Below are 24,657 nucleotides of genomic sequence, written 5' to 3' on the forward strand. Positions count from 1 at the left end.
TGTCTGGTTTTATGCGTGTCATCTACAACGAGCAAATGGCCGACCTCGCCCACCTGCTGGGCGAGATGGCCGGCCTCGCGGGTACGGCCATGGACCGGGCCACCCAGTCGCTGCTACAGGCCGATCTGGCGCTCGCGGAGCAGGTGATCACCGAGTCCGACCGGATCGCCGAAATGATCACCGACGCCGAGGAGAAGGCGTTCGCGCTCCTCGCGCTGCAGGCGCCGGTCGCCGGTGACCTACGCCAAGTGGTCAGCGCCATCCAGATCGTGCAGGACGTCAATCGGATGGGCGCGCTGGCCCTGCACGTCGCCAAGGTCACCCGCAGGCGTCACCCGAACCACGCGCTGCCGGAATCGGTGAACGGTTACTTCGCCGAGATGGGCCGCATCGCGGTGAACATGGGCGCGGGCGCCAAGGAAGTCTTGGAGACCCGCGACCCCGACCGCGCCGCGCAGCTCAACCAGGACGACGAGGCGATGGACGACCTGCATCGCCACCTGTTCACCCTGCTGATGGACCGAGACTGGAAGTACGGCGTCGCCGCGGCGGTGGACGTCACCCTGCTGGGCCGTTACTACGAGCGTTTCGCCGACCACGCGGTGGAGATCGGCCGACGGGTCATCTTCCTCGTCACCGGCGTGCTCCCCGCGGACCCCGACGCCGAAGGATAGACAACACAGCCGGACGGCGTCCGTCGTCAGCCCGCGCATGGCTCGGAGCGATGGCGGCGGTACGCATAGAGCGCGCCGCCCGACGCGCACTGCTGGCGGGCAACAGTAGGGGGCACGCGCGGATCGCGAGGAAACTCTCTCGGCCCCGGCGGAAGACGCCGGGGCCGAGTCATATCCGGTTAGAGAACAGGGCATCGGCTACCGCGGCGCGCGGTCGCAATCGGCGCCGCACTGCGGCCATTTCGCCGCGCTCCTTCTGCGGAGACACATGCCGCGGCTGCGCCCGGTTCGGCGGTACCGGCGCTGGGCTAGGCGGTATCGGGAGACGCGAGCCGCTCTGTGCAGACAGCAAAGGCCCGCGCGGTTTCGCGCGGGCCCTTGCTGTTTCGTGCTTCTAGCCGAAGCGACCGGAGATGTAGTCCTCCGTCGCCTTCTGGCCGGGGTTGGAGAAGATCTTCTCGGTGTCGTCGATCTCGATCAGCTTGCCCGGCTTGCCCTGGGCCTCCAGGTTGAAGAAGCCGGTCTGGTCGCTCACGCGCGCCGCCTGCTGCATGTTGTGCGTCACGATGACGATCGTGAATTCCTTCTTGAGCTCGGTGATCAGGTCCTCGATCGCGAGCGTGGAGATCGGGTCGAGCGCCGAACACGGCTCGTCCATCAGCAGCACGTCGGGCGAGACCGCGATGGCGCGGGCGATGCACAGACGCTGCTGCTGACCGCCGGACAGGCCGCCGCCCGGCTTGTCGAGGCGGTCCTTGACCTCGTTCCAGAGGTTGGCGCCGCGCAGCGAGCGCTCGGCGACCTCGTCGAGTTCCTTCTTGTTGCGCACGCCCTGCAGCTTCAGCCCGGCAACCACGTTGTCGCGAATCGACATGGTGGGGAACGGGTTCGGCCGCTGGAACACCATGCCGATGGTGCGGCGCACGCCGACCGGGTCGACGGTGGCGCCGTAGATGTCCTCGCCGTCCAGCAGCACGGCGCCCTCGACGCGGGCGCTCGGGGTCACCTCGTGCATGCGGTTCAGCGAACGGAGCACGGTGGACTTACCGCAGCCGGACGGGCCGATGAAAGCGGTCACGCTGCGCGGCAACACGGTGAGCGAGACATCGGCAACCGCGTGGAACTTGCCGTAGTAGATGTTCAGGTCTTTGACGTCGATGCGCTTGGCCATCTGAATATCCGTTCGCTTCTATCGGTTCCGCGTGAGCAGCTTGTTGACGCCCGCCGCCGCCAGGTACAGCAGCGCGATGAGCAGGATCAGCGTGAGCGCTGCGCCCCAGACTCGTTCGCGGCCCGCCGCTTCGGGGTTGGCCAGCTCTTGGTAGATCAGCAGCGGCAGCGAGGCCATGTTGCCGTCGAAGAGGTTGGTGTTGATCGACTTCGCGTAGCCGACCAGCACGAGCACCGGCGCGGTCTCACCCATGACGCGGGCGAGCGCGAGCAGGGTGCCGCTGATCATGCCGGGCGCGGCGGTCGGGATGACGATCCGCACGATCGTCTTCCACTTGGGAATGCCGAGGGCGTACGAGGCCTCGCGCAACTCGTCCGGCACCAGCTTCAGCATTTCCTCGGTGCTGCGCACCACCACGGGCAACATCAGCAGCACCAGCGCCAGCGACACCGCGAAGGCGCTCTGCGGCGCGCCGAGCGTGGCGATCCACAGCGCGAAGATGAACAGCGCGGCGACGATCGACGGCACACCGGCGAGGATATCGACCATGAACGTGGTGACCTTGGCGAGCCTGCCGCGGCCGTACTCGACCAGGTAGACCGCGGCCATGATGCCCAGCGGCACGGCGATGATCGCCGCGACCGCCGACTGGACGATGGTGCCGTAGATCGCGTGGTAGACGCCGCCGCCGAACTGGTCCGGCAGGATGCCCTTCTGCGACTTCTGCCACCAGTCGGCGGAGGCGATCGCGGCGATGCCCTTGCTGATCACCATCCACAGCACCCAGCCGAGCGGCACGAGCGCGATGGCGAAGCACGCGGTGACCAAGCCGGTGGCGATGTGGTTCTTCACCCGCCGCGCGGGGCTCACGTGCCGGAAGGTCGGGGCCTTGACCGGCTGGTCGAACTTCGTCAGCGTTGCCATCAGCCGTTCACCTTTCCGCCTGCCGCGAGCCGGGCCAGCGCGTTGACGACGAAGGTCAGCGCGAACAGCACGAAGCCGGCGGCGATGTAGGCACCGGTCGGCAGCGGCGAACTGAATTCCGATGCCGCCGAAGCGATCTTGGAGGCAAAGGTGTAGCCGCCGTCGAACAGCGACCAGCCGCCCGCCTGTGCCGAGGTGCGCAGCACGACGAGCACCGCGATGGTCTCGCCGAGCGCGCGGCCGAGGCCGAGCATCGAGCCGGCGATCACGCCGCTGCGCCCGTAGGGCAGCACCGTCATCCGCACGACTTCCCATTTGGTCGCGCCGAGCGCCTGCGCCGCCTCGATGTGCGAGACCGGCGTCAGGTGGAAGACCTCACGCGAGACCGAGGTGATGATCGGCAGGATCATCACCGCGAGCACGACGCCCGCGGTGAAGATCGTGCCGCCGCCGGAGATCGAGACGTTGCCGTCGGAGAACAGGAAGAACCAGCCGAGGTTCTCGTTCAGGAAGCGCTGCGCCGGCTCCAGCTCCGGCGCGAGCACCAGGAAACCCCACAGACCGAAGACGATCGACGGCACCGCCGCGAGCAGGTCGACCAGCATCGCGAACGGGCGCGCCAACCCCTTCGGCGCGTAGTGGGTGAGGAACAGTGCGATGCCGACGCCGATCGGCACCGCGATCACCAGCGCGAAGACCGAGCTCAGCACCGTGACCATGAGCAGGTCACGGATGCCGAACCGCAGGTTGTCCGCATTGCTGGTGCTGAACTCCGTGCTGGTGAAGAAGTTCACCTGGTCGGCCCTGAGCGAAGGCACCGCGCGAATCAGTAGGAACAGCGCGATCAACGCGATGGAGGCCACGATGATCGCGCCCGCGGCCGTCGCGAGCGAGCGGAATACCACCTCGGCGCGCTGGCTGTGGGGCGGACGGCTCTTCACCGAGGCCGGCTCGGTGTTCGTATCACTCGGCATCTGCGCAGTATCTCCAGCCGCCGACGGGCCCGTCGAATCCGACGAGCCCGGGGCGGTCACCTCAGGGTGCACGGTCATGATTGCTCTGCGATCAGGAGATGGCGTTGATCGCGGTGGTCAGGCGGGTCTTGAACTGCTCGGGGATCGGGATGTACCCGCCCTCGTCCAGGCCCTTCTGGCCGTTGGTGACAGCGGAGGTCAGGAACGCCTTGACGGCTTCGCCGGTGGCGGCGTCGCTGTACTTCGAGCACACGATCTCGTAGGTCGCCATCATGATCGGGTAGGAGCCCGCCACGGTCGGCTTGTAGAACGAGCTGGTGTCGAGGACCAGGTCGTTGCCCTCGCCCTTGATCTTCACGCCGTCGATGGCCTTGCCCGCGGTCTCGACCGACAGCTTCACCGGGTCCTTACCGGCGGAGGTGACGATCTGCGCGACGGAGAGGTTCTGCGACTTGGCGAAGGACCACTCGTTGTAGGTGATCGAGTTCTTGGTGCTCTTGATCGCGGCCGAGGTGCCCTCGTTGCCCTTGGCGCCCTCACCGACACCGCCGTTGAAGGTCTTGCCCGCGCCCTTGCCCCACGCGCCGTCGGAGGCGGCGTCCAGGTAGAGCTGGAAGTTGTCGGTGGTGCCCGACTCGTCGGAGCGGAAGATCACGGCGATCTTCTCCGAGGGGAGCTTGGCGTTCGGGTTGAGCGCCTTGATCTCGGGGGCGTCCCAGGTGGTGATGGTGCCGTTGAACACCTTGGCGGCGGTCGGGCCGTCGAGCACCAGATCGGTCACGCCGTCGATGTTGTAGGTGATGGCGATCGGGCCGAAGACGGTCGGCAGGTTCCACGCCGGGGCGCCGCAGCGCTCCTGAGCCTTGGCGGGCTCTTCCTTCTTCGAGCTGAGCGGGGAGTCGGAGCCGCCGAAGTCGGTCTGGCCGCCGATGAACTCGTTGACGCCCGCGCCGGAGCCGCTGGAGGTGTAGTTCAGGGTGTAGCCGTCGCAGTTCGCCTCGTAGGCGGCGATGAAGCGCTCCATGGCGTTCTTCTGCGAGGACGCGCCACTGGCCTTCAGCGACTTCTTGCCGCCGCAGGCGACGCTGGTGTTGGCGGCGTTGCTCGGGTCACCGCTGGTGTTGTCATCGCTGCCACAGGCGGCAAGAGGCATGGCGACGGCGGCCAGCACACCGACCAGGGCGCTGCTGCGCTTGAGATTCACTATTCCTCCGGGAATCGCGTCCGACACGCCCGGTCCCTCACCGGCCCGGGCGGGTGTTGTGGTGCCGTTCGCGGGGAACTTGCGCACCAGGCAGCGGCTGCACTGCCCTTAAGTAACGTAGAGTCGCCCGGTTGACAGTTGGACCAAGCTGAATGAACGCAAGGTGAACACACCGGCGCGATTGCATCTGTTTCGTGTGACATTTGCCGCAGCTTTACTGGGTGGCCCCGGCAGGTCACTTTCGCGCCATGCGCCGTTCGGGTTTCGGCCGAATCGCGTCAGGTGCGTCACAGGCTTCGCTCCCAGCGAGCCGATTCGGCCCATCAGGTCCGATCGCGTTCCCGCACAGCGTAGGCGACGTCGACATGGGCGGTCGTGAAACCGAGGCGGGTGTAGGTGTGGACGGCGGCGGTGTTGTCGGCTTCCGTGTACAGCAGGACTTCCGGGAGACCGCGGTCGCGCAGGTGGTGCAGGCCCGCGAGGGTGAGGAGACGGCCGAGGCCGCGGCCCTGAGCGGCGGGATCGATGCCCACGATGTAGACCTCGCCGGCCGGGGGATTCTCCTCGTGGTGCACCTTGGTCCAGTGGAAACCGAGGATGCGCGAGGGATCGTCGGCGCCGGTGGCGATGAACAGGCCTTTCGGGTCGAACCACGGTTCGGCGCGGCGCACGTCGATATCGCGCTCGGTCCAGCCGCCCTGCTCGGGATGCCAGTGGAAGGCGGCGTTGTTGACGCGCAGCAGTTCGGCGTCGTCGACGGGGCCCGAATAGGTGCGCAGAACGATTCCGTCCGGCACCGTCAGCTCCGGTAGCTCCGGTGTTGCCAGCGGGCGGCGCATCTGCCACAGCTCACGCGCTGTCACCAAGTCGAGCCGCGCCGCGACCGCCTTGGCAGGGGGCCGATCGCCATGCGCCCACACCCGCGCGCCCGCACCGCCTTCCGTCAGCGCGGCCCGCACGAGTTCGGTTCCGACACCGCTCTTGCGTGCCTCGGGATCCACGGCCACTTCCGTCATCGCGGGGTGCTCCCCGTGCGCCGCAACGAGATTGGCGTACCCGACGATCGCGCCCGCACGCTCGGCGATCAGATGCTTCGCCGCCCCCTTCTCGCCCAACGACAGCACGGCCTGCTCGGAGACGGGCGCCACGCCATCGGCGGCAGTGGCCCGGCCGAGCAATTCCCGCACCGCCCGCGCGGCATCGGCATCCAGCTCGTCGGCCCATCGCAGATCGACCACGACCTACCCCTCTCCGTACGGCGCCACCGACGCCTCCGCTCGCGGGGACCGGGCTGGCCGCCGCACCTTTCGCAGTCTGTCAGCGTTCGAGGCGGGCGCGGCATTCCGGGGCCGGGTCGGCTGTGGTCGCGGTGCGAACCGGGTGGGTCGGCTGTGGTTGTGCCCTGGAATGGGTCGGCTTTCGTTCGGTCGCGCGCGGAGGGTGGGCGCGTTGGCAGACGTTCCGCCCGCGCGCCTGCCGAAATGGCTGGGCGATCCGATGTTCTCCCCGAGGCGGTGCTGGGCGCGTCGGGTGCCGTACCCGGCTTACCTCCCGCAGTCAGGCGGGTGGGCTTGGCTTCCAGCCCGGTCGACCGGCTGTGGTCGCGTCTAGGGAGCTCTGATCGACGGGAGTCAAATGGTGGATCCTGGAGTGTGTTGAGCCGCCATTTGACTACCGTCGAATCCATTTCCCTATCGACGGGAGAGAAATGGTGGTTGGGGTGGCCTCGGCTCTACTGCACCGAGCCGTTGACGGGCGTCAGGGTGGAGTCGTCGCCTTCGGAGTCGTCGTCGGGGAAGGTGACGGGCTCGCCTTTGGCGGCGGTGCGTGCTGGGCGGACCGCCTTGTAGCCGACGTTGCGGACCGTGCCGATGAGCGATTCGTATTCGCTGCCGAGCTTGGCGCGCAGGCGGCGGACGTGCACGTCGACGGTGCGGGTGCCGCCGAAGAAGTCGTAGCCCCACACCTCTTGCAGCAGCTGGGCGCGGGTGAACACCCGGCCGGCATGCTGGGCGAGGTACTTGAGGAGCTCGAACTCCTTGTAGGTGAGGTCGAGCGGGCGGCCGCGCAGCCGGGCGGTGTAGGTGCCCTCGTCGATGACGAGCTCGCCGAGGGTGATCTTGCCGGTGTTCTCGGGGCTCGCCACGCCACCGTTGCGGCCGACGAGCAGGCGCAGCCGGGCGTCGAGCTCGGCGGGGCCGGTGCCGGGCAGCAGGATGTCGTCCAGACCCCAGTCCGCGTTCACCGCGACGAGGCCGCCCTCGGTGAGCACCGCGACGACCGGCACCGACGAGCCGGTGCTGCCGAGCAAACGGCAGAGTCCGCGCGCGGCGGCGAGATCGGTGCGGGCGTCGACCAGCGCGACATCGGCGGTACCCGCCTCCAACAGCGACGCCACCTCGGTCGGAGCGGGCCGCACGTTGTGCGCGAGCAGCGCGAGCGACGGCAACACCGACTCGGGGTTGGGGTCGGAGGTCAGCAGGAGCAGCTCCACAAGCCCTCCTCCCATCTCGTAGCGCCGGGGCAACAGCAGCGTTGCCGAAAGCCACATCGCTAATTCATAGGTAATCGAGTGCAAGATTAGCGCGTCGACCACGATGACCTCGCCATCCGGGTGACGGTGAGACCGTCGCGACCCGCGAGACGCCGTCGCATTACTGTTCATGGCATGCGCAAGCTGATCATCGGACTGCTGTGTCTCGCGGGTTTGGCGGTCGTCGTCGATTTCGGCGCCGCGGCTTACTCCGAGTACCGCGTCTCGCGCACCCTGCGCGAGGGAGCCGATCTCAGCGCCGATCCCGAGGTGACCATCCACGGTTTCCCGTTCCTCGGCCAGGCCATCGACGGCCGGTACCAGAACATGGTGATCCGCGCGGCCGTCGTCCGCCCCGACATTCCCGGCGAGATCTCGGTGGACGCGACCCTCACCGGCGTGCGGGTGAGCATGAGCGATCTGGCCGACGGCAACGTGCGCAAGGTGCCGGTGGAGAAGGTCCAGGCGGCGATGCGGATCGAACCGGTCGAACTCGGTCGCCTCTTCAATATTCCCGACCTGCAAGTGCATTCGCGCCCGGCGGACAAATCGGACGGAACGGGCGGCTCCGGCGGCACCGGCATGACGACCGAGGGCGCGCTCGTGCTCACCGGCACGCTGCCGGGCAGCACCGCCCAGCCCGGCAAGTCCGGCGCGCAGAACGGTGACAAGGTCGCGGTGCAGGCCGAGCTGACGCTCGACGGCGACCAGGTCAAGATCGTCGCCACCGGCTTCTACCGCAGCAGCGACACCGACCTCACCACGACCGCCGTCGTCCCCGAGGCCGACCGCCCCGCCGTCCTCGCGCGCTTCACGCGCACTATCGATACGAAGGACCTGCCCTTCGGCGTACGCCCGACGAAGGTGTTCGCACTCGGCGGGCAGATCTTGGTCGAGGGCAAAGGAGAGAACGTGACGATCGACCTGGACCGGCTACAGAGACCATGACCGAAATCACACTGCTCGCTCTCGTTCTGATCACCGCGCTGGCCGTCGGGCTGGCGCTGCGCGGCCGACACGGCAAGTTGCGCGCGACCACGCCCGTCGAAACCGCCTCGGCGCGCGCCGACCTGCTCGCCGCGGTCGGCGTGACCGGTTCGGGTCCTGCGGTGCTGCACTTCTCCGCCGACTGGTGCGGACCGTGCGACGCGGTTCGCCGGGTGGTTGCCGGAGTCGCGACGGATCTGGCCGAGACCCCGCGCCCGCCGCAGGACATCGAGGTCGACATCGACGCCGAACCCGCACTGGCCAAGGAGCTGAACGTGCTGTCGCTGCCGACGACGTTCGTCTTCGACATCGAGGGCAAGGAGCGCTTCCGCATTTCGGGCGTCCCCAAGGCGGGCGATCTCCGCTCCGCGTTGGCCCCCTTGACGGGGCAGAACCAGTCCTGACGCCGCCGGATGGCGACTGTGACGTACCCCGGGTCCAATTCTCCGTCCCAATTGGGTAAACTGCCTCTCGTGCAAGCCAACCACGAGCTGATGCTCACCCGACGCCGCACAGTTGATCTGTGTCGGCTCGGTGGTTGTTGCTGCCTGTGCCGCTGATCGGTCGGCTTCCCAGTCTTTCCTGACGCCGACCGCTGCCCGCCGTGCGAGTGATCTCACGATCCCCCGGCGAACTGGCAACTTTCCAGCCAATCAACGCATTCAGCGCAGGAGTACGCACAATGTCCACCGAAACCCGGAACACTTCCGAAGATCAAGCCATTCCCCTCGCGACCGACCGCGTCGACGTGCGCGGTCCGCGCTTCGCGGCCTGGGTGACCACCGCCGTCCTCGTCTTGGTCCTGCTCGCCGCGGCCGTCTCGCCCGTCGCCGCCGCGGTCCTGATCGCGCTGCAAGCGGTCGTCTTCGCGGTCGGCGCGGCCGCCGGTCCGCGCAAGCACCCGTACGGCCGGATCTTCGCCACGTTCCTCGCGCCGCGCCTCGCCCCCACCAGCGAGACCGAGCCGACGCCGCCGCTGCGATTCGCGCAGCTGCTCGGCTTCGTGTTCGCGGCCGTCAGCCTGCTGGGCTTCGTGCTCGGCTCCACAGTCGTCGGCGCGGTGTTCGCCGGCTTTGCCCTGTTCGCGGCGTTCCTGAACGCGGCGTTCGGGATCTGCCTGGGTTGCCAGATCTATCCGCTGGTGGCCCGCTTCCGCCGGACCCCAGTCTCGGCACCGAACTGACCCTGCAAGTCATATCTGAAAGGAACACAATGGCTCGCTCCGATGTCCTGGTCTCCGTTGACTGGGCCGAAGAGAACCTCAACGCCCCCGGCGTCGTCTTCGTCGAGGTCGATGAGGACACCTCCGCCTACGACGGCGGACACATCGAGGGCGCCGTCCGGCTCGATTGGAAGAAGGACCTGCAGGATCAGGTTCGTCGTGACTTCGTGAATCAGGAGCAGTTCTCCGACCTGCTCTCGGCGCGCGGCATCTCGAACGACGACGAGGTCATCCTCTACGGCGGCAACAACAACTGGTTCGCCGCGTACGCCTACTGGTACTTCAAGCTGTACGGCCACAACAACGTCAAGCTGCTCGACGGCGGCCGCAAGAAGTGGGAGCTGGACGGCCGTCCGCTGTCCACCGAGGCCGTGAACCGTCCCGCCACCCAGTACAAGGCGTCGGCGCCCGACCTGTCGATCCGCGCGTTCCGCGACGAGGTCATCGCGGCCATCGGCACCAAGAACCTGGTCGACGTGCGTTCGCCCGACGAGTTCTCCGGCAAGATCCTCGCTCCCGCGCACCTGCCGCAGGAGCAGAGCCAGCGTCCCGGCCACATCCCGGGCGCCATCAACGTGCCGTGGAGCAAGGCGGCCAACGAGGACGGCACCTTCAAGTCCGACGCCGAGCTCACCGAGATCTACAAGGAAGCCGGTCTGGACGGCGAGAAGGACACCATCGCCTACTGCCGCATCGGCGAGCGTTCCTCGCACACCTGGTTCGTGCTGCAGGAGCTGCTCGGCCACCAGAACGTCAAGAACTACGACGGGAGCTGGACCGAGTACGGCTCCCTCGTCGGTGCACCGATCGAGTTGGGAGCGTAATCAACATGTGTGCAGCACCTACCCAGGGTCAGGCCATCCCCGCAGGCGTCGACGTGGAGAAGGAGACGGTCATCACCGGCCGTGTCCTGAGCACCGACGGTCAGCCGGTCGGCGGCGCGTTCGTGCGGCTGCTCGACGGCAACGGTGACTTCACCGCCGAGGTCGTCGCCTCCGGCACCGGTGACTTCCGCTTCTTCGCGGCTCCGGGCTCGTGGACCGTGCGTGCGCTGTCCTCCGCGGGCAACGGCTCGGCCGAGGTCCGCCCCGAGGGCGCGGGCATCCACGCCGTGGACGTCGCGGTCGCCAAGTAAGGCACGTAGTAGTAACCACCAACGGCCCCGGCGCTTCCCCGAGGAAGCGCCGGGGCCGTTGTGTTGCCCGGAAGTGGCGCTCGTTAGACTCCGAGACGTGGTCCTCTTCTTCGAAATTCTGCTGGTCCTGGTGTCCGTGCTGATCGGCTGGTTCGGTCTGTACGTCTTCTACCGGCTGTTCACCGAGTCATGAGTGACCTCGCGAGCGAAGGTTCCAATTCGGCCGAGCGAGCGAGTGAACAGATGAACGGCAGCGCTCCCGCCGGGAAGCCCGAGCGGGGTGACGACGTGACCCGGCGCAGCGGCGACCAAGCCGTGGCCGAGGCCGCCGAACGCGCCAAATCGACCGGCGCTCGCAACATTCCGGTGCTGCCGGACCTGCCGCTGCCCGAGGACACCGCGAACCTGCGACTCGGTCCGGATCTGAGCGCCTCCATGCTGGCCCTGCTGCCCATGGTCGGCGTGTGGCGTGGCGAAGGCGAGGGCAACGACCCCGAGCGCGGGGACTACCGCTTCGGCCAGCAGATCGTCGTCTCGCACGACGGCGGCGACTACCTTTCCTGGGACTCCCGCTCCTGGGTCATCGAGGCCGACGGCGGCTACGGCGGACCCGATCTCCGCGAAAGCGGTTTCTGGCGGGTCGGCATCGACGGCAACGACGAGGTCATCGAGCTCCTGCTCACGCACAGCTCCGGCATCGTCGAACTCTTCTACGGCACCGCGCTCACCCAGTCCTCCTGGGAGTTGGCCACCGACGTGGTGATCCGCAGCCAGTCCGGCGTCGTCGTCGGCGGAGCCAAGCGCCTCTACGGCATCATCGAGGGCGGCGACCTCGCCTACGTCGAAGAGCGCGTCGTCGCCGACGGGCCCCTCGAACCCCGCCTCTCCGCCCGCCTTCAGCGCTACATCGGCTGACCCGCCGCCCCGGTCTTCCCCGGCCGAGGTCGGCGGCCAGCCGGTCGTCGTGACTCAGCCCCGCTGACCGATCGCGGTCAGGTCGATGTCGATCGGGAACGGCACGCTGACCTTCAGTCGGTCGTGGAAGATCCCGGTTGGGACATAGCGACGCGTGGCTGGATCGATCTCGTAGACGTACACCACAACGGTGCCGTCTCCCCCCTCGATCCGCCAGTAGTGCGGAATGCCGGCGTTCGAGTACTTCAACGGCTTCGTTTCGCGATCTCGCTCTTCTGAATCCGGTGAGACAACCTCGACGGCCAAGACCAGATCCTCGGCGAAGTAATAAGTGTCCGGGTCCTCGCGGTTCATCGCGTCGAGCGTCACCACGATCACGTCCGGCTCCGGCATCTGGCGCTTTCCGAGCTTGACTGCCATCTCGCGGTCGGCCCGGAGATGCGGAGGTGCCTGTAGGTCCAGTTCCCGCCGGAAGAGGTCGAGTACCTGACGGTGCCACTTCCGCTGCGGGCTCACGAAGATGAGACTCCCATCAATCAGCTCGGTGTGCTTCGGGAGGCCGCGCATCCGTAGAAACTCCTCGACAGTGAAACCACCGGCAGGCGGAATCACCCAATCGGGCAGCGGCTCAACGGTCATCGCCCCAGCGTAGCGCCACTTGGGACGCGCTGTTGACCAAAAATGGAACGACCCCCGAGCCATACCCGGCGGGTTCGGGAACCTGCGCGGGTCCCGGTCGGACAAGACCGGGGGCTCGGGGGTCGGGTGACTGCCTGGTATTCGCTCGGCGCCTCGCGCGGGCGGATACCACCTGCAGCGGTGGCGCTAGCGGACAGCCACCTCACGTGTCCTGGAATTACTCATTCTTCGAACCACCTCCTTCCTGTGTACTGACGAAATTAGCGAAGGATCAGCAGGTCGGCAACGTATTTTCGCGCGGGGCGGAATCTGCTCGATATTCGACCGTGACCTGGGCCGATGCGTCGAAGTGGACGATCGCGTCGGCCCGGTGCTCGTCCGGCAGCTGATGCGTGACGACCACCACTGTCCGGTCCGGATCGACCAGTCCGCTCGCGGGGTCGAGCAGGGCGCGCAGCAGGTCGGCGCCGTCCTCGGCCTCGAGGTGTTCGGTGGGCTCGTCGAGCAGCAGGACCCGGGCCGGTGCGAGCAGAGCGCGGGCGAGCAGGAGGCGGCGGCGCTGTCCGCCGGAGACCGCGGCCGCCCCGCCGACCAGCTCGGTGTGAATACCGTCCGCCAGCGAATCCAGCCAGTCGCCGAGACCGACCGCGCGCAGCGCCTTCTCGGCCTCGGCTTCGGTGATGTCGCCACGAGCGACCCGCAGGTTCTCCAGGACGCTCGTGCCGAACAGGTGCGCGTCCTCGGCGAAGAAGGTGGTGTCGGGCCTAGGGGTGTCGAACAGCCCGGCCCACGACATGAGCAGCGTGGTCTTGCCCGCGCCGCTCGGACCGACGACGGCGATGCGGCGTCCGGCGGGGAGTTCGGGCAGTTCGCGCAGGCCGGACTCGCGGCGCGGGTCGGCGGCTTCGGCGGCCGAGAGCCTGCGCAGCGCGGCCCGCGCGGTGGTGATGGCCTGCGCGGCGGCCGGTAGGGGCCCGACCGCTTCGAAAGCCGAGAGCGGCAGCAGCACGAGAATCGTGAGCGCCATGGGCGTCATGGCGCCGGGCGAGCCACCGTTCGGGCCGTAGATCGCGATGCCGATGAGCAGGGCGCCGAGCACGCTGGCCCCGATGGCGAGCGGTGTCGCCGCGGCGGCCGAAGCGGTGTGGGAGGCGGCCTTGTCCTCGGCGGCGACCGCGCGTTCGCCCGCCTTCTTCGCCGCGGTCAGCGCCGCGTCCAGTCGTCCGGCGACGCGCAGTTCGGCCGCGTGGTCCAGCACGGTGAGCGCCTGCGCGGTGAATTCGGCGCGGTCGGCGCGCACCGCCGTCTCCGCTTCCCGCGCGGCCCGCGCCGAGAGCCAGGGCGCGAGAATGCCCGAAACCCCCAGCGCCACGGCGAGAATCACCGCCGCCGCGACGGAGATCGTGGCCAGCAGCCCGATCGCGGCGAACGCCAGCACGACAGCGACCGCGATCGGCACCAGCGCCCGCACCACGACCGCACCGAGATCGTCGATATCGCTGCCGATCCGGACCAGCAGATCACCGCGCCGCAACGGCGCCGCGCTCCGCGGCTCGGCATCGGTACCGCGCGCCCGGCGCAACCACACATCCGATCCCGCCAGCGTGCGGTAGACGCTCGTGCGCGCGGTGGTCATCGACCGCAGCGCGACGTCGTGCGTCGCAAGCCTTTCCAGATACCGGCACAGTCCGCGCGAAATACCGAGCGCCCGCACCGACACCACCGCGACGCTCAAATCCAGCACCGGCGGCATCTGCCACGCCCGCGCGATCAGCCACGCCGCCAGCGCCGCCAGCCCGAGCCCGCTGCCGAGCGCCAGCACGCCCCACCCGACCGCCACCGCGACCCGCCATGGGGACAACTCCAGCAGACCCCACATCCGGCGGAAGTCGCCGCCGAGCGACGAGCGCGCCAGACCTCGCGTGCTCGAGCGGGAATCGGCGACGTCGCCCACATCACGATCGTTCTTCGTCCTCATGATCCGCTCACCCCGTCGTAGACCGAGGCTCGCACGTGCACAACGTGATCCGCGGCGGCTAGAACCGAGGCGCGGTGGCCGATGACGACGACCGTGGCGCCCTCGCGGGCTTTGGCCCGGAGGGCGGCGAGCACGGCGGACTCGCTCTCGGCGTCGAGGTGGGCGGTCGGCTCGTCGAGCAGGAGGACGGGGCGGTCGGCCGCGAGCACCCTGGTCAGCGCGAGGCGCTGGCGTTGGCCGAGGGACAGGCCGGTGCCGCCCGCACCGACGACGGTGTCCCAGCGCTGCGGCAACTCGTCCAGCACGGCGTCGAATCCGGTAGCGGCGCAGGCGGCTTCGAGCGCTGCTGCGCGATCCGAATCGTCGGCGGCCCGCGCGCCCAGCAGTTCCAGGTTCTCCCGCAACGTGCCCGGCACCAGCACCGGCCGCTGCGGCAGCCAAGCCACCCGCGCCCACCACGCCTCGGCGTCCAGCTCGCGCACATCGGTCCCGTCGACGAGCACGCATCCGTTCTCCGGCCGCACGAGGCCGAGCATCGCGAGGAACGCCGTCGACTTGCCGCTCCCGTTGGGCCCGGTCAGCACGGTCACCGCGCCGGGACGCAACACCACCGAGAGTGCGTCCGGCGCCAACCCGTCCCGCGCCCGCACGCCGAGATCGCGAAACTCGACGCTGCCGAGCGACTCCGGTCGCGCCGCACCCGAATCCTGCGTCGGCTCGCCCACTCCATCCGGCTCGAGAATCGCGAACGCCTTGTCCGCCGCCGCCATCCCGTCCTGCGCCGCGTGGAACCGCTCTCCCACCATCCGCAGCGGCAGATACACCTCCGGCGCGAGGATCAGCGCGACCAGCCCGGCGTACAACTCCATCTCGCCGAAGACCAGGCGCAGGCCGATCGACACCGCGATCAGCGCCACGCTGAGCGTCGCGAGCAACTCCAAGACCATCGACGACAGGAACGCGATCCGCAACGCCCGCATCGTGCGCGAGCGCAGCGCGTCCCCGAGATCGCGGACCCGGTGCGCCATGGTCCGCGCCGAATCCTGCCCGCTACCCACACGATCCGAATCCGCCGCCGATTCCGCGCCTCGCCGCGACCGCATCGACTCGCGCCCGGTCCGGTCCACGTCCGCATCCCGCCCCGTCGCCGATACCGCGCCCTGCCGTTCCTCGGCCGAGCCACTCCCCACCCGAGCGGCACCCACGCCTCCATCCCGTCCGGAGCCGGACCGAGCAGCATCCGCGCCCTGCTCCCGCACCGAACGCGACCGCCCGGCAGCAGCACTTTCCCGCCCCAGCGCACGCAACGTCGGCATCCCGGCGAACAAGTCCAGCAACTGATCCGACAGCCGAGTCGTCGCCTCCAGCGTCGCCGCCGCCCGCCCCTGCGTCAGCAACCCGATCAGCACCATGAAGATCGGAATGAGCGGCAACGTGACCACCGCGATCCCGCCGGACACCAGATCGTGCATCGCGATGACCGCCAAAACGATCGGCGGCACCAGCACGGCGAGCAAAAGTGCGGGCAGATACCCGCTGAGATAACCCCGCAATCCCGAGAGACCGGTCCCGACCACCACCGCGAGTTCGGTTCTCCGGCTCTCCAATTCGCGCGGCGACAGCCGTGCACCGGCCGCGAGCACGGCCGACTCGAGCTCCGCGACCACACCGGCCCCGGCTCGGTGCGCCACCCTGGCCTGCACCCAGCTCGCCGCCACTCGCGCACCGACGGACACGGTCAGCACCGCGAGTTCGGTTGTCCACGAGCCGAACCCGCGCGCACCGGGATCGGTGATGACCCCGGCCAGCACCCGAGCCAACGTCACGGCGGTGACCACTATCGACGCCGTGATCACCACGGACAGCGCGACGCTCAGCACCAGATACCGGCGCGCCGAGCGGGCATACCGCCACAGGCGCGGGTCGACGGGCGGACGTGCCATGGCCGATCAGTCCTTGCCCGGCCTCGGCGGCAGTCCGATGTGCGCCGGAATGTGGTCCACGGTCAGGCGTTTGCGGAAGACCCAGTAGGTCCAGCCCTGGTAGCCAAGCACCACCGGCGTGACGATCACCGCCGCCCAGCTCATCACCTTCAGCGTGTACGGCGTGGACGACGCGTTGTCGATGGTGAGGTGGAAGGCGTCACCGATGGTGGAGGGCAACACGTTCGGGAACAACGAGCCGAACAGCAGCACCGTCGCGGCCGCGATGGCGAAGGTGGTTCCGGTGAACGCCCACCCGTCGCGTTCGGCGAATATCGCTACCGCCGCGACCCCCAGCCCGAAAGCCGCGACTCCCAGGGCAATCCAGGTCCACCCGGCCCCGTAGGCCAACTGCGTCCAGACGCCGAAGCCGCCGACGACGAGCGCGGTCGGGGCGAGCAGCAGCCGCGCGATGCGCATCGAGTCGGCCCGCACCTCGCCGCCGGTCTTGAGGTTGACGAAGATCGCGCCGTGCAGCAGGAACAGCAGGCCGGTGGTCAGCGCGCCGAGCAGCGCGTACGGGCTGAACAGGTCCGCCACGGTGCCGACGATCTGCTTCTTCTCGTTCAGGGGCACACCGCGCACGATGTTGGCGAAGACCCAGCCCCACGCGAACGCCGGTAGCCAGGAACCGATGCCGATACCGATGTCGCAGCGGGCCCGCCAGACCGGGTCGTCGATCTTGGCGCGGTATTCGATGGCGCAGATGCGCAGGATCAGCGCGATCAGGATCAGCAGCAGCACGAAGTAGAACCCGGAGAACAGGCTCGCGTACCACTCGGGGAACGCCGCGAACATCGCGCCCGCCGCGGTGATCAGCCACACCTCGTTGCCGTCCCACACCGGGCCGATGGTGTTGAGCACCACGCGCCGCCGGGTGTCGCTGCCCTTGCCGAGGATCGGCATCAGCATGCCGACGCCGAAGTCGAAACCCTCCAGCACGAAGTAGCCGGTGAACAGGACGCCGATCAGGACGAACCAGAACTCTTGCAGACTCATCGTCGGGCTCCTCAGTACGCGAACGAAAGCTGTTCGACGGCAGGTTCTTCGGCGCGCTTGCGCTCACCATCGCCCGAGTCGTCCGGGCCGTCCGGTTCGTGCGTGTGCGGTTGTTCCGGACCGGCGATCACGTACCGCCGCATCAGGTAGAACCACACCACCGCGAGCGCGCCGTAGAGCAGGGTGAACACCACCAGCGAGGTGATCACGGTGCCCGCCGAGTGGTCCGAGACACCCTGCTGCACGGTCATCCGCAGGGCGGGGTCACCGGTCGGGTTCGGCACCACTACCCAAGGCTGGCGGCCCATTTCGGTGAACACCCAGCCCGCGCTGTTCGCGAGGAACGGCGTCGGGATGGCCAGCAGGCTCAGCCACGAGTACCAGCGCTGGTCCGGCACCCGGCCGCGTCTGGTGAGCCACAGTCCGGCGAGCACCAGCAACATCGAGCCCGCGGCGAGGCCGATCATCGCGCGGAACGACCAGTAGGTGACGAACAGGTTGGGCCGGTAGTCGCCAGGACCGAACTTCTCGATGTAGGCCTTCTGCAGATCCTGCACACCGTCGAGGGTGACGTCGCTGAACTCGCCCTTGGCCAGGTACGGCAGCACGTACGGCACCTCGATGACGTGGGTGACGCTGTCGCAGTTGTTGTGCGTACCGACGGTGAGCACCGAGAAGTGCGGATCGGTCGCGGTGTGGCACAACGATTCCGCCGAGGCCATCTTCATCGGCTGCTGCTCGAACATCAGCTTGCCCTGGATGTCGCCGCTGAGCACCAGCGCGAGACCCGAGACCACGATCACCCACATGCCGGCGCGCCCGCCCGAGCGCCACATGGTGCGCGCCTCGGCCGCCTTCGCCGGGTCGCCGCTGCGCGCGTTGCGCACCATCCACCAGCCCGCGATGCCCGCGACGAAGGTGCCCGCGGTGAGGAACGAGCCCGCGACCACGTGTGGGAAGGCAGCCAGCGTCGTGTTGTTGGTGAGGACCTCCCAAATGCTGGTCAGCTCCGCGCGCCCGCGTTCCGGGTTGTATCGCGCGCCGACCGGGTGCTGCATGAACGAGTTGGCGGCGACGATGAAATACGCCGAGGCGTTCACGCCGATCGCGACCATCCAGATCGCGCCGAGGTGCAACAGTTTCGGCAGCCGCGTCCAGCCGAAGATCCACAGACCGATGAAGGTCGATTCGAGGAAGAACGCGACCAGCGCCTCGAGCGCGAGCGGCGCGCCGAACACGTCGCCGACGAAGCGCGAGTATTCGCTCCAGTTCATGCCGAACTGGAATTCCTGCACGATGCCGGTGGCGACGCCGAGCGCGAAGTTGATCAGGAACAGTTTGCCGAAGAACTTCGTCAGCCGGTACCAGTGATCCTTGCCGGTGATCACCCACGCGGTCTGCATGCCCGCGACGAGCGGGGCGAGCCCGATCGTCAGCGGGACGAACACGAAGTGGTAGACGGTCGTGATACCGAACTGCCAACGCGAGATGTCCAGCACACTCATCCGACCCTCCAGCACCGTCTACGACATGTCGTAGTAAATGCTACGTGCCGGGGTCCGGCAATCAACGTGCGTTAGGACACCACGCCTCGGTAAGCGAAGGTCGTCCGCCCCGAAGAGGCGGACGTCACCTCACCAATCCCCGATGGCTCCCGCCCGATCGATACCGCGATCGACCAGGTCGATGATCTCTTGCGCGTTGTCCGGCGCGGACATACGCAAACCGTCCAGCGAATTCACCCGCGCGGCAAGGCTGATGCTGGAAAGCATCCAGATGCTGTCACAGGTCAGCAAATCCGCCGTGAAGAGCAATTCGTAGCTGCACGTCCAGCCCGCCTTCTCCGCCTCCGCGAACAGCGCGCGCTGGGTGACGCCCGGCAGCACACCGTTTTTCGCGGGCGGCGTGATGAGCTTCTTGTCGCGCGCGATCACCACCGTGGAGCGCGGACCCTCCAGCACCCGGTTCTCGGTGCTGGTGAAGATCACGTCGTCGGCGCCCATCCGGTGCGCGAACCGCAGCGCGGCCATATTCGTCGCGTAGGACAGCGTTTTCGCGCCGAGCAGCTGCCACGGCGCGGCCTGGGCCAAGTCGATGGAGATGCCGCGCGGAAGCGTCACCACCGAGACGCCCTCGGTGCGCGCCTTCGCCACCCGCTCGGGCACCGGCATCACGAGCACATAGGCGGTCGGCACCGGAACCGCCGCGGCGAGATCGCCCGACTTGACGCTGGAGCGGGCGCCGGACAGCTCGCTGTCGCGACCGCGGGTCAGCACCAGCCGCATGATCCCCTCGTCCTCGGTGCCCCACTCCTTGGCGGCGGTCTCGACGGCCTCGCGCCAGCGGCTCAGTTCGGGTTCCGGTAGCTCCAGCGCCTGCGCCGAACGGCGTAGCCTGCCGAGGTGGAATTCGAGCGCACACGCGCTTCCACCGCGCACCAGCACCGTTTCGAAGACGCCGTCGCCGCGCAGCACCCCGATGTCGTCGGCGAACAGCAAGGGCGCGTCCGCGTCCTGGACAACGCCGTCGAGTGTGACAAGAACCCGATCTACCATGCGTCGAGCGTAGGCGGTATGGCCTGCCCTTGCCTATGTTTGCCACGCCGCGAAACCCGCGGGCGCGCGCGTCGCGGACCGACCGGCTTCGGCCGTGCGCGGACCGCCGTCCGGCGGTGCCACTACAGTGGAAGACGTGTCCGTGGTCGATGCACCCAGCCCTGTCCTATCCGTTCCGGGCGCCGTCGCGGGTCCGCCCGGTACCCCGGACGCCACCGTCGCGTGGCACTACGGCAATCCCTTCGGCGAACAACGGGCCGCGGCCGAACGCGTCGCGGTAATCGATCGCTCGCACCGCTTCGTCCTGTCCATCACCGGCGCCGAGCGCCTGACCTGGCTGCACACCATCTCCAGCCAGCACGTGGCGAACCTGGCCGACGGGCGTTCCGCGGAGAACCTGGATCTCGACCTGAACGGTCGCGTGCAGCACCACTTCGTGCTCACCGATCTCGACGGCACGGTCTGGATCGACACCGAAGCCGATCACGGCCCCGCCCTGCTCGATTTCCTGCGAAAGATGGTGTTCTGGGCCGACGCTCAGCCGCGCGAGGCCACCGATCACGCGGTGCTGAGCCTGCTCGGTCCGCGCGTTGGCGAACTGACAACCGCCCTCGGCGTGGCCGAACTGCCCGACACCTACGCGGCCGTCCCGCTGCCCGGCGGCGGTTTCCTGCGCCGCATGCCGTGGCCCACCGCCGACTCCTTCGATCTGGTGATCCCCCGCGAGCGGCTGACCGAATGGTGGGGCAAGCTCACCGAGGCGGGCGCCGAACCCGCGGGCATGTGGGCCTTCGAGGCGCTGCGGGTGACCGCACTGCGTCCGCGCATCGGCCTCGACACCGACGAACGCACCATCCCGCACGAGGCGCGCTGGATCGGCGGCCCCGACGAACACGGCGCCGTGCACCTGGACAAGGGCTGCTACCGCGGCCAGGAAACCGTGGCCCGGGTGCACAACCTGGGCAAACCGCCGCGCCACCTGGTTCTGCTGCACCTGGACGGCTCCGCCGACGAGCGGCCGACGCCCGGCACCGACGTCACCGCGGGCGGCCGCGCCGTCGGCAGGCTCGGCACCGTCGTCGACCACTACGAGCTCGGACCGATCGCGCTGGCCTTGATCAAGCGCGCGATCCCGGCCGGCACCGAGCTGGTCGCGGGTCCGTCCGCCGCCTCCATCGATCCCGATTCGGTCCCCGCCGACGACGCGCCGCAGGCCGGCCGTCTCGCCGTCGACCGGCTGCGCGGACGGTGATCCGCCCGAACTCGCTCGACGCCGAGCCTCGCGATCCCCACCCACTCGACGAAGGGAGCGGCGCCGATGCGCAGCGATGACACCGCCCGCGTGCTCGCGGTGTGCGTGGTGCACGCCGATCTGGAGGTGCCGACCAGAGTCGGCCGCACCGCCATCGACAAGCGGCCCGTCGCGGGTCGCGTCGGCGTGCGCGCCCTCGGCCTGGACGGCGATCACGTCTGCGACACCAAGCATCACGGCGGCGTGCACCAGGCGGTCTACGCCTACGCCGAGCACGACGCGCGGCGCTGGGGCGACGAACTCGGCAGGGAGCTGCCCGCGGGCTGGTTCGGCGAGAACCTGCGCATCAGCGGCCTGGCCGTGAGCGACGCGGTGATCGGCGCCCGCTGGGCGATCGGCGACACGCTGCTCGAGGTGAGCGCGCCGCGCGTCCCGTGTGCCACCTTCCAGCACTGGTCCGGCGAGGCGCAGTGGGTCAAGCGCTTCACCCTGCGCAGCGACACCGGCGCCTACCTGCGCGTTCTCACCGAGGGCACGATCGGCGCCGGTGATCCGGTCGAGGTGGTGCACGTCCCGGAGCACGGCATCACCGTGCGCGACGTGTTCACCGGCAACGACATGGAGCGGCTCGCCACCCTGCTCGAACACGAGTCCACCGTCTCCGACGACATCCGGATGCAGATCGACCGGCACGCCCGCCGGTCCGCGAACGCCGCCCGCGCCGCCGAACGGCGCGGCGAACTGTCGGCGGAGAGCGTCCGATGAGTGTCGAACTCGTCGAGGTCGTCCGCTCCGGATTCCGCGAATGCGTGCACCGCGGATCCCTGGTGATCCTCGACGCCCACGGCGAGCCGACGCACCAGCTCGGCGAGGTGCACGTGCCGATCTTCCCGCGCTCGACCAACAAGCCGATGCAGGCGATCACCTTGCTGCGCAATGGTTTCGAGCCGGTCGACGAGGCCGAGCTGGCCATCGCCACCGCGTCGCACTTCGGTGAGCCCGACCACGTCGCGCTGGTCCAGCGACTGCTCGACCGGTTCGGCTTCCCCGAGAAGGCGCTGGAGTGCCCGCCCGACCTGCCGTTCGAGGAGCGCGCCCGGGCCGCCGCGCTGACCGGCGACGAACCGCGCCGGATCTACATGAACTGCTCCGGCAAGCACGCCGCGATGCTGGCGACCTGCTCGATCAACGGCTGGCCGACCGAGGGCTACCTCGACGAGACGCACCCCTTGCAGCGGGCGGTGATCGCGAACGTCACCGAGCTCACCGGCGAACCGGAGACCGATCTCGGCATCGACGGCTGCGGCCTGCCCATCATCCCGGTCTCGCTGATGAACCTGGCCCGCGCCTTCGCGACCATGGCCACCGCCGAGCCCGGCACCCCGCCGCGCCGGGTCGCCGACGCCATCCGCGCCCACCCGCGAGTGATTTCGGGCACGAACGCGCCCGATTTGCTGGCCATGGCGGCCACCCCGGGACTGGTCTGCAAGATCGGGGCCGACGGAGTGCACGCGGGCGCGCTGCCCGACGGAAGGGCTTTCGCGTACAAGATCGACGACGGGCACGACCGCGCGCGGATGCCCCTGACGCTGGCGATTCTGCAACGGATGGGCGTCGACTGGACCGAGGCGCACACCGAATTGGCGGCCCAACCGGTGCTCGGCGGCGGAGCTCGAGTCGGGGTGATCCGGACAATTCCCGGCGTACTCTAAGAGCCAGGACACACGGCGACAACCGGGCAAACGGGGTCCGTTCGGGAGTTCTTCCCCCACTCCTGGAAGCGCGACCGCCGGACACACGCTAAAGTGTCTGTCAGGAAGAGTATTAATTCGAACGGGGCCGCCAACAAACCCCAGGCCGCCCCGCAGTGACGCGAGGGGGTCAGCCATGGGCCGTGGCCGGGCTAAGGCAAAGCAGACCAAGGTCGCACGCGAGCTGAAGTACAGCTCAGCGCCGACCGACTTCGCGAGCCTTCAGCGTGAGCTCTCGGGAAGCCCTACCAGCCAACGCAGTGGTGGTGTGCTGTCCGATGAGCACGACGCGGACGTGCCCTCGTCCCGATGGGACGAGGACGACGACTACGACGACTGGCGCCGCTGACTCGGATCAGGCGTGACGAAGGGGGAGGCCGTCCGGGCCTCCCCCTTCGAACGTTGCTACCGAGACACGGTCATCGCCTTAGAGGCTTGCCATACAGCGAGATCAGCGTCCCGCATCCATGGATGCGGGACGCTGATGTCGTGTGAGCGGGTTGTTCGCCGACCGCTGTAACCAGGTGAGTCGCGCCGGGTTTCAGGGTTGTCCCTGTGCGCGCAGGCGCGAAACTTCGGCGGCCGATCTCCGAAGTGATCGGCCGCCGACGAAGTGATCAGAACCGCGGGTGCTCGCCGAGCAGCACGGCGCGGGCGGCGTCGGATTCCTTGGCCTTCTTCACGGTGCCGAGGGTCCAGCACTCGATGTGCCGGGCGGTGAGCACCGCGAGGGCGCGGTCGACGTCTTCCGGAGCGACGACGGCGACCATGCCGACGCCCATGTTGAACGTCTTCTCCATCTCGGCGCGCTCCACCCGGCCGCGCTGGGCGATCATCTTGAACACCGGCGCCGGGTTCCAGGTGCCGCGGTCCAGCTCGGCCACCATGCCCGCCGGGATGACGCGGGCCAGGTTCGCCGCGAGTCCACCACCGGTCACGTGCGAGAAGGTGCGCACATCGGTCTCGGCGACCAGCGCGAGGCAGTCCTTGGCGTAGATCCGGGTCGGCTCGAGCAGCTCCTCACCGAGGGTGCGGCCGAACTCCTCCACGTGCCCGGTCAGCGACATCCGATCGATGTCGAGCAGGACCTTGCGCGCCAGGCTGTAACCGTTGGAGTGCAGACCCGACGAACCCATCGCGATCACCACGTCGCCGGGACGCACCCGATCCGGGCCGAGCACCGCGTCGGCCTCGACCACGCCAACGCCGGTCGCGGACAGGTCGTAGTCGTCGGGATCCATCAGACCCGGGTGCTCCGCGGTCTCGCCGCCGAGCAGCGCGCAGCCCGCGCGCACGCAGCCCTCGGCGATACCGGAGACCAGCTCGGCGACCTTTTCCGGGACGACCTTGCCGATGGCGATGTAGTCCTGCAGGAACAGCGGCTCGGCGCCGCAGACGACCAGGTCGTCGACGACCATGGCGACCAGGTCGAGACCGACGGTGTCGTGCTTGTCCATCGCCTGCGCGACCGCGATCTTGGTGCCGACGCCGTCGGTGGAGGCGGCAAGCAGCGGCTCACGGTAGCCGCCCTTGAGCGCGAACAATCCGGCGAAGCCGCCCAGCCCACCCTGGACCTCGGGACGGGTGGCCTTCTTCGCCAATGGCCCGAACAACTTGACTGCGCGGTCACCTGCCTCGATGTCCACGCCTGCCGCGGCGTACGAGGCACCACCAGTGGGGGTCTGTTCAGTCATTTTCGGGGAAAGCTCCAAACCGAATCGGCGGATAGATGCCTGCTCACGCTACTTCATCCGCCTCTCCG

Annotated in this window: 24 protein-coding genes; 11 read left to right on the forward strand and 13 right to left on the reverse strand. The window is 68.6% G+C overall.

Annotated features, from left to right (window positions below):
* Positions 1 to 11 precede the first annotated feature (11 nt).
* Positions 12 to 674 (forward strand): phosphate signaling complex protein PhoU, encoded by a 663-nt coding sequence (phoU, locus tag FB390_RS02670; RefSeq protein ID WP_141807515.1) that lies wholly within the window; start codon positions 12 to 14, stop codon positions 672 to 674.
* Between the two features lie 394 nt (positions 675 to 1,068).
* Here the strand turns inward: phoU and pstB are convergent, their stop codons facing one another.
* From pstB to FB390_RS02700, 6 genes are all read right to left on the reverse strand, one after another.
* Positions 1,069 to 1,845 (reverse strand): phosphate ABC transporter ATP-binding protein PstB, encoded by a 777-nt coding sequence (gene pstB / locus FB390_RS02675; RefSeq protein WP_067790438.1) that lies wholly within the window; start codon positions 1,843 to 1,845, stop codon positions 1,069 to 1,071.
* Positions 1,846 to 1,863: 18 nt separating this feature from the next.
* On the reverse strand, positions 1,864 to 2,769 hold the full coding sequence (pstA, locus tag FB390_RS02680; RefSeq protein ID WP_185756924.1) for a phosphate ABC transporter permease PstA: 906 nt from the start codon (positions 2,767 to 2,769) through the stop codon (positions 1,864 to 1,866).
* A complete protein-coding gene (gene pstC, locus FB390_RS02685) occupies positions 2,769 to 3,743 on the reverse strand; it encodes a phosphate ABC transporter permease subunit PstC (RefSeq protein WP_185756925.1) in 975 nt (324 codons plus the stop codon). The genes pstA and pstC overlap by 1 nt, the downstream gene beginning before the upstream one ends.
* A 91-nt stretch (positions 3,744 to 3,834) precedes the next feature.
* Entirely contained in the window at positions 3,835 to 4,947 is a 1,113-nt protein-coding gene (gene pstS, locus FB390_RS02690) for a phosphate ABC transporter substrate-binding protein PstS (RefSeq protein ID WP_141807516.1), read from the reverse strand.
* 323 nt (positions 4,948 to 5,270) lie between these two features.
* On the reverse strand, positions 5,271 to 6,176 hold the full coding sequence (gene mshD / locus FB390_RS02695) for a mycothiol synthase (RefSeq protein ID WP_141811505.1): 906 nt from the start codon (positions 6,174 to 6,176) through the stop codon (positions 5,271 to 5,273).
* 503 nt (positions 6,177 to 6,679) lie between these two features.
* On the reverse strand, positions 6,680 to 7,441 hold the full coding sequence (locus FB390_RS02700) for a winged helix-turn-helix transcriptional regulator (RefSeq protein ID WP_141807517.1): 762 nt from the start codon (positions 7,439 to 7,441) through the stop codon (positions 6,680 to 6,682).
* A gap of 174 nt (positions 7,442 to 7,615) precedes the next feature.
* On the opposite strand from FB390_RS02700, the gene FB390_RS02705 reads away from it, so the two are divergent.
* The 6 genes from FB390_RS02705 to FB390_RS02730 all read left to right on the forward strand — a co-directional run bounded on the left by FB390_RS02705 (position 7,616) and on the right by FB390_RS02730 (position 11,739).
* Entirely contained in the window at positions 7,616 to 8,428 is an 813-nt protein-coding gene (locus FB390_RS02705) for an LmeA family phospholipid-binding protein (protein WP_141807518.1), read from the forward strand.
* Positions 8,425 to 8,871 (forward strand): thioredoxin family protein, encoded by a 447-nt coding sequence (locus FB390_RS02710; protein WP_141807519.1) that lies wholly within the window; start codon positions 8,425 to 8,427, stop codon positions 8,869 to 8,871. Before FB390_RS02705 ends, FB390_RS02710 begins: the two co-directional genes overlap by 4 nt.
* Before the next feature lie 278 nt (positions 8,872 to 9,149).
* Positions 9,150 to 9,650: a DUF4395 domain-containing protein gene (locus FB390_RS02715; protein WP_141807520.1), complete on the forward strand. Its 501-nt coding sequence runs from the start codon at positions 9,150 to 9,152 to the stop codon at positions 9,648 to 9,650.
* A 29-nt stretch (positions 9,651 to 9,679) separates the two neighbouring features.
* Positions 9,680 to 10,513, forward strand: a complete 834-nt coding sequence (locus tag FB390_RS02720; protein ID WP_141807521.1) for a sulfurtransferase — start codon at positions 9,680 to 9,682, stop codon at positions 10,511 to 10,513.
* Between the two features lie 5 nt (positions 10,514 to 10,518).
* Entirely contained in the window at positions 10,519 to 10,824 is a 306-nt protein-coding gene (locus tag FB390_RS02725) for a DUF1416 domain-containing protein (protein WP_063023277.1), read from the forward strand.
* Positions 10,825 to 11,013: 189 nt separating this feature from the next.
* Positions 11,014 to 11,739, forward strand: a complete 726-nt coding sequence (locus tag FB390_RS02730; protein ID WP_141807522.1) for a heme-binding beta-barrel domain-containing protein — start codon at positions 11,014 to 11,016, stop codon at positions 11,737 to 11,739.
* 54 nt (positions 11,740 to 11,793) lie between these two features.
* Here FB390_RS02730 and FB390_RS02735 read toward each other — a convergent pair whose 3' ends face one another.
* From FB390_RS02735 to FB390_RS02760, 6 genes are all read right to left on the reverse strand, one after another.
* Entirely contained in the window at positions 11,794 to 12,378 is a 585-nt protein-coding gene (locus tag FB390_RS02735) for a Uma2 family endonuclease (RefSeq protein WP_141807523.1), read from the reverse strand.
* Between the two features lie 271 nt (positions 12,379 to 12,649).
* On the reverse strand, positions 12,650 to 14,257 hold the full coding sequence (locus FB390_RS02740) for an ATP-binding cassette domain-containing protein (RefSeq protein ID WP_141811506.1): 1,608 nt from the start codon (positions 14,255 to 14,257) through the stop codon (positions 12,650 to 12,652).
* 95 nt (positions 14,258 to 14,352) lie between these two features.
* Positions 14,353 to 16,299: an ABC transporter ATP-binding protein/permease gene (locus tag FB390_RS02745; RefSeq protein WP_141807524.1), complete on the reverse strand. Its 1,947-nt coding sequence runs from the start codon at positions 16,297 to 16,299 to the stop codon at positions 14,353 to 14,355.
* 6 nt (positions 16,300 to 16,305) lie between these two features.
* Positions 16,306 to 17,337 carry a cytochrome d ubiquinol oxidase subunit II gene (gene cydB / locus FB390_RS02750; RefSeq protein ID WP_141807525.1) on the reverse strand — a complete coding sequence of 344 codons (1,032 nt, stop codon included), beginning with the start codon at positions 17,335 to 17,337 and terminating at the stop codon, positions 16,306 to 16,308.
* Between the two features lie 11 nt (positions 17,338 to 17,348).
* Positions 17,349 to 18,842 carry a cytochrome ubiquinol oxidase subunit I gene (locus FB390_RS02755; RefSeq protein ID WP_141807526.1) on the reverse strand — a complete coding sequence of 498 codons (1,494 nt, stop codon included), beginning with the start codon at positions 18,840 to 18,842 and terminating at the stop codon, positions 17,349 to 17,351.
* A 129-nt stretch (positions 18,843 to 18,971) separates the two neighbouring features.
* On the reverse strand, positions 18,972 to 19,892 hold the full coding sequence (locus tag FB390_RS02760) for an aminodeoxychorismate lyase (protein ID WP_141807527.1): 921 nt from the start codon (positions 19,890 to 19,892) through the stop codon (positions 18,972 to 18,974).
* Between the two features lie 136 nt (positions 19,893 to 20,028).
* Here FB390_RS02760 and ygfZ point away from each other — a divergent pair, with 136 nt between their 5' ends.
* The 4 genes from ygfZ (at position 20,029) to FB390_RS02780 (ending at position 23,244) form a co-directional block, all read left to right on the forward strand.
* On the forward strand, positions 20,029 to 21,144 hold the full coding sequence (ygfZ, locus tag FB390_RS02765) for a CAF17-like 4Fe-4S cluster assembly/insertion protein YgfZ (protein ID WP_141807528.1): 1,116 nt from the start codon (positions 20,029 to 20,031) through the stop codon (positions 21,142 to 21,144).
* A gap of 66 nt (positions 21,145 to 21,210) precedes the next feature.
* Positions 21,211 to 21,909 (forward strand): MOSC domain-containing protein, encoded by a 699-nt coding sequence (locus tag FB390_RS02770; RefSeq protein WP_141807529.1) that lies wholly within the window; start codon positions 21,211 to 21,213, stop codon positions 21,907 to 21,909.
* Positions 21,906 to 22,856: an asparaginase gene (locus FB390_RS02775; protein ID WP_141807530.1), complete on the forward strand. Its 951-nt coding sequence runs from the start codon at positions 21,906 to 21,908 to the stop codon at positions 22,854 to 22,856. Before FB390_RS02770 ends, FB390_RS02775 begins: the two co-directional genes overlap by 4 nt.
* Before the next feature lie 175 nt (positions 22,857 to 23,031).
* Positions 23,032 to 23,244: a DUF3073 domain-containing protein gene (locus FB390_RS02780; protein WP_067790397.1), complete on the forward strand. Its 213-nt coding sequence runs from the start codon at positions 23,032 to 23,034 to the stop codon at positions 23,242 to 23,244.
* A gap of 268 nt (positions 23,245 to 23,512) precedes the next feature.
* Here FB390_RS02780 and purM read toward each other — a convergent pair whose 3' ends face one another.
* Positions 23,513 to 24,589: a phosphoribosylformylglycinamidine cyclo-ligase gene (gene purM, locus FB390_RS02785; RefSeq protein ID WP_141807531.1), complete on the reverse strand. Its 1,077-nt coding sequence runs from the start codon at positions 24,587 to 24,589 to the stop codon at positions 23,513 to 23,515.
* Between the last annotated feature and the right edge of the window lie 68 nt (positions 24,590 to 24,657).

The organism is Nocardia bhagyanarayanae, assembly GCF_006716565.1.
In the GTDB taxonomy this organism is placed as follows: Bacteria; Actinomycetota; Actinomycetes; order Mycobacteriales; family Mycobacteriaceae; genus Nocardia; species Nocardia bhagyanarayanae.